Genomic DNA, 4,161 nt, shown 5'->3' with positions numbered 1-4,161 from the left:
CATATTAATTTTCAAAACTGAATTAAAGTGAAAAAGTCGGCACATTATTTCAGATTTCTAACTGGATTAAAGTGAAATTAGATGTCTGGGATAATGTGCTAATTTACATTAATGTACATATCAAATATTTACGAGAGAAAATAGAAAAAAACCCCAAAAAACCAAAAATTATAGAAACTATCCGTGGATTAGGTTATAGAATAAAATTATGAAATTATCCACTAAGTATATACTTGTTATTTTGTTATCTATCTTAATCTTTCCAATTTCTTTCTTTGGGGTTAATTTGCTATATTATCTCTTATTAAATTTTTTATCTACTATATACAATGAAGATACAATAAGTGAAAACGACGTAGAACAATTATGGGAAGAAAAAATAACAAGTTTAGAATATCGAGATACCAATCAGATAATAAATGAATTAGAAGATTTTAATATAGCATCAGAAGAGACAATCTATTGGATTGGCGATGATGGAGACATGATATTCTCCACAGATCAAGAAACCTCTTGGAGTGTTACTGATGCTATTGAATTCGTACAAAGCAAGCAAAATGATAACTACTATAGTAATTTTACATACTTGGAAGGTAAAGAAAAGAATGGTTATGTCATTCTACAAATACCAGAGGAAAATATTGGAACAAACAGGGAGATGTTAGATCAAAAGTTTTCTTCTTTTTGGTACCTATTTCTATTTGCAATTTGGAGTTTATTCGTATATATAACTTGGTTATTTTTTAAAAAGACAAGTAATCGATTAACGGAGATACAAAAACATATGGAGGAAAATAAAAACAAATTGATCCCATCTAAAATGGTTGTTAGGAAGAAAGATGAAATAAGTGCTCTACAAGAATCCTTTAACCTGATGGTAGATGATCTAAATGATAGTCATGAAAAAGAGGAAAAAGAGAAGAAGATAAGAAAACAATTAATATCTAGTCTTTCGCATGACTTAAGAACTCCATTATCCATCATTAATGGTCATGCCCACAAGTTGCAAGAACTTCCATTAGATAAAGAGGTAAAAGAATCACTATCTGTTATCACCAATAAAGTAACATTTTTAGGTGAACTAATAGACAACCTTTCTTCTTATACTGTCCTTAGCGAAGGTAGACTACCTCTCAATAAGGCAAATAAAGAAGTGATACCAATTATTCGAACATCCTTAATTGATTGGTATCCAATATTAGAAGATATGGGATTTGAAATAGACATTGATTTATCTCACTCCTTTATTTGGGAAGTCGATGAAATTTGGCTCTTAAGAGTATTAAATAATTTATTTCAAAATGTCAAAAGACATGCATACCAAGGAAAATTTTTAAGTGTTAAGACCGGAGAAACAGAAAATACAGAATATATAACCATCTTGGACCGAGGGCCCGGTTTAGAAGAATCTTCTACTAATAAGGGGAAAGGGATTGGTTTATCGATCGTTTATATGATGATTGAACAAATGAATTTATCATTAGATATTACATCTCACCATGATGGGACAAAAGTTACTATTTATAAACAAAAATAAAACATTAGTAGTAGACAGACTTATCGTATCAAAACGTGTATCTCCCCAGAGGTTATATCCTTATTGAGACCTCTCGATCCTTTTCAATAAATAGGATCGAGAGGTCTTTGTATTTTTAACAAAAAAACCCATCGGTTATTAAAGTGAGATTTCCATCAGTAAGTGCTAGCTGATTAGTGCGTGATAAAATTTAATCTATTTTTAACCTTGATTAGTCCTTCATTTTAACTTTTAGTCAATATAATGTAGCTAAACAAGTTAATGGAGGAGGAGCTAAATGACGTATCTAATGGAATTAATGGACGTTAACATCGACATAAAACAAAAACAAATATTGAGAGATGTAAATTTTAAGTTTGAAAAGGGCAAAATTTATGGTTTATTGGGACCTAACGGTGCTGGAAAAACTACCTTGTTAAAATCGATGTTAGGTGTTTTTAAACCAACCTCTGGAGATATATTATTTAATGAATGTAATATTTATAATCATCCTTCGGAGAATATACTGAAGGAAATTGGGAGTATTATTGAGTTTCCCGGTTTTTATGCAAATTTAACATTAAGTGAAAACTTAGCCTTGCATATGAAATATCATAATATTAACTATCAACAAGAGCAATTAGATAAACTGTTAAACTTTGTAGGTTTACACAAACATAAAGATAAGCTGTTTTCGCAAACCTCATTGGGCATGAAACAGAGAATGGGCATCGCACGCTCTTTAGCTAATGATCCTCAGTTATTATTATTAGATGAACCAACAAACGGATTAGATCCACAAGGAATTAAACAAGTAAGAGAAATGCTAATACAGGAAGTTGAATTAAATGATAGAACCATTATTGTATCTAGTCACTTATTAAGTGAAATCAGTTTAATTGCCGATCAACTAATATTTATGAATAATGGAAAGATAATTCTTACTACTGAAAACAAAGAAGAGATGAACTTGTTCCAAATTCAATTAACTCACGTCGAAGAAGCACAGATAAATGAAATTCAACAAATAAGTGGGATAGAAATAATTAAATCAAATCCTTCCTATTTAGAATTGATCACATCGATGGAAGAACCCGAACTACTTAGCTTCATTAATAAAAATTTACAAATAAAAGAAATGAAATGTTCTAATATCTCTTTAGAAGATCTCTACCTTTATCTTTTGTCTGATGCTCAGCCTGAGGAGGATGCTCAGTATGCAATTAGTTAAAAATGAATTTTTTAAGCTTAAGCGACTGAAAATTGTTTATGCTGTGTTGATTATTAGTTTTGTTCCTTTTATCTTTAATACTATTGGAATGATGATGTCCACAAATATGAGTGCCTGGAATTATTATTTCTACGTATTTAACCAATATGCTACTCTTTTCCCAGCAATCGTTTTTATTTTTTCCGGTGCTTTCTTTAATAATGAATTTAAGAATCAAATGTTGATAAACTGGTTCTCCTATCCGCAAAGTAATTTCAAATTAATATGCTCAAAGATAGCTGCAATTATGAGCTTATTGCTATTTACATCATTAGTAAATCATATCATCCATATCTTCACACTTTACAGTCTATTTAGTCAGGAAGTAATAATTAGTGACGCTTTAGGAATGTTGATGAGTCTAATGCTATATAGTCTGTTAGTTATTTTAACTGTTCCCATATCAGCGCTTATCATGATACTAACGAAAAGCTTCTTAAGCGTTGTGTTGATAGGTGTTGGCTCTATATTTATAACTACTATCATCCTTGGTGCAGATATTTCACTCTATTTTCCATTTACCTTTGCTTGGAGGATGGGAATGCAATTATATGAGCCTTCAATGGGTTATGGGGATACTGGATTGCATTTACTAGGATTTATGATAATGACTTTATATTTAGTTATCTCTCTAGGTGGATTATTATTATATACAAAAAGACTAAGAGTGCTTTAGTAGTCAAAAAGGTACAATGAATGAATTTCCTAAAACCTTTACATTTACAGGAGGTAAAAAGCATGGAATATTTCTTTTTTATAGTAGCACTTCTTTCAATAGTTATATCAGTAGCCTTGTTAATAGGGAATGTTATAACTCATGGTTTGAGTGTGCTGTTAACATTTAAAGGTGCAAAAGGTCCTTTGCTATTCTTTGGACTTTATGTCGTTTGTTATATCATCTACCTATTCATATCTAACTAGGCATACTGTAACAAGTTATTAGTATCCTAAAGCTAAACAAACAGCCGGTATGGTGTATAAACGACTAATTAGTCAAGCACATTTTAAAGATGATGATTTAATTTATTGGAAGTTTGATTAATAAATCATATGGTTTAACTGGTTTTTCCCATGGTCAAACAAGGATATGTCATGCACTATCTGAATATTATCAGATTCTTGAAAATGACCTAGAAAAAAATTTACATTATATAGAGCGAGCTCTCCATTATGAAAATATTTTTATCCATGGGCGTGAATACGATATCTGAAGGTTTTCAATTTTATAATAAAGGTTCTACGTCAAATGTTGGGGTGAGTACTTAGTACTTAGCTCACTCCTAATTTATGCGACCCGAATATCTATATTTTTGTATTGATGATGTAATAATACCTTTAATCGGAATCGATCAAATCGCTTAAACCCAAACGCATT

General features: G+C 30.6%; 3 protein-coding genes and 1 pseudogene. All 4 read left to right on the top strand.

Going from position 1 to position 4,161, the window contains the following annotated elements:
* Positions 1-113 precede the first annotated feature (113 nt).
* Positions 114-212, top strand: a pseudogene (locus tag ACTNEP_RS20270) (winged helix-turn-helix domain-containing protein); the annotation flags it as partial.
* Positions 213-286: 74 nt separating this feature from the next.
* Positions 287-1,537 (top strand): HAMP domain-containing sensor histidine kinase, encoded by a 1,251-nt coding sequence (locus ACTNEP_RS20265; RefSeq protein ID WP_441163764.1) that lies wholly within the window; start codon positions 287-289, stop codon positions 1,535-1,537.
* A gap of 277 nt (positions 1,538-1,814) precedes the next feature.
* Complete coding sequence (locus ACTNEP_RS20260) at positions 1,815-2,747, top strand: ABC transporter ATP-binding protein (protein WP_441163763.1); 933 nt, start codon at positions 1,815-1,817, stop codon at positions 2,745-2,747.
* Positions 2,734-3,462 carry an ABC transporter permease gene (locus ACTNEP_RS20255; protein ID WP_441163762.1) on the top strand — a complete coding sequence of 243 codons (729 nt, stop codon included), beginning with the start codon at positions 2,734-2,736 and terminating at the stop codon, positions 3,460-3,462. The genes ACTNEP_RS20260 and ACTNEP_RS20255 overlap by 14 nt, the downstream gene beginning before the upstream one ends.
* Positions 3,463-4,161: the final 699 nt, after the last annotated feature.

The sequence above is a fragment of the Gracilibacillus sp. HCP3S3_G5_2 genome (assembly GCF_052063305.1).
In the GTDB taxonomy this organism is placed as follows: domain Bacteria; phylum Bacillota; class Bacilli; order Bacillales; family Amphibacillaceae; genus Gracilibacillus.
The sequence above is the reverse complement of the archived record's forward strand: the minus strand, read 5'-3'. Positions and strand labels throughout refer to the sequence as shown.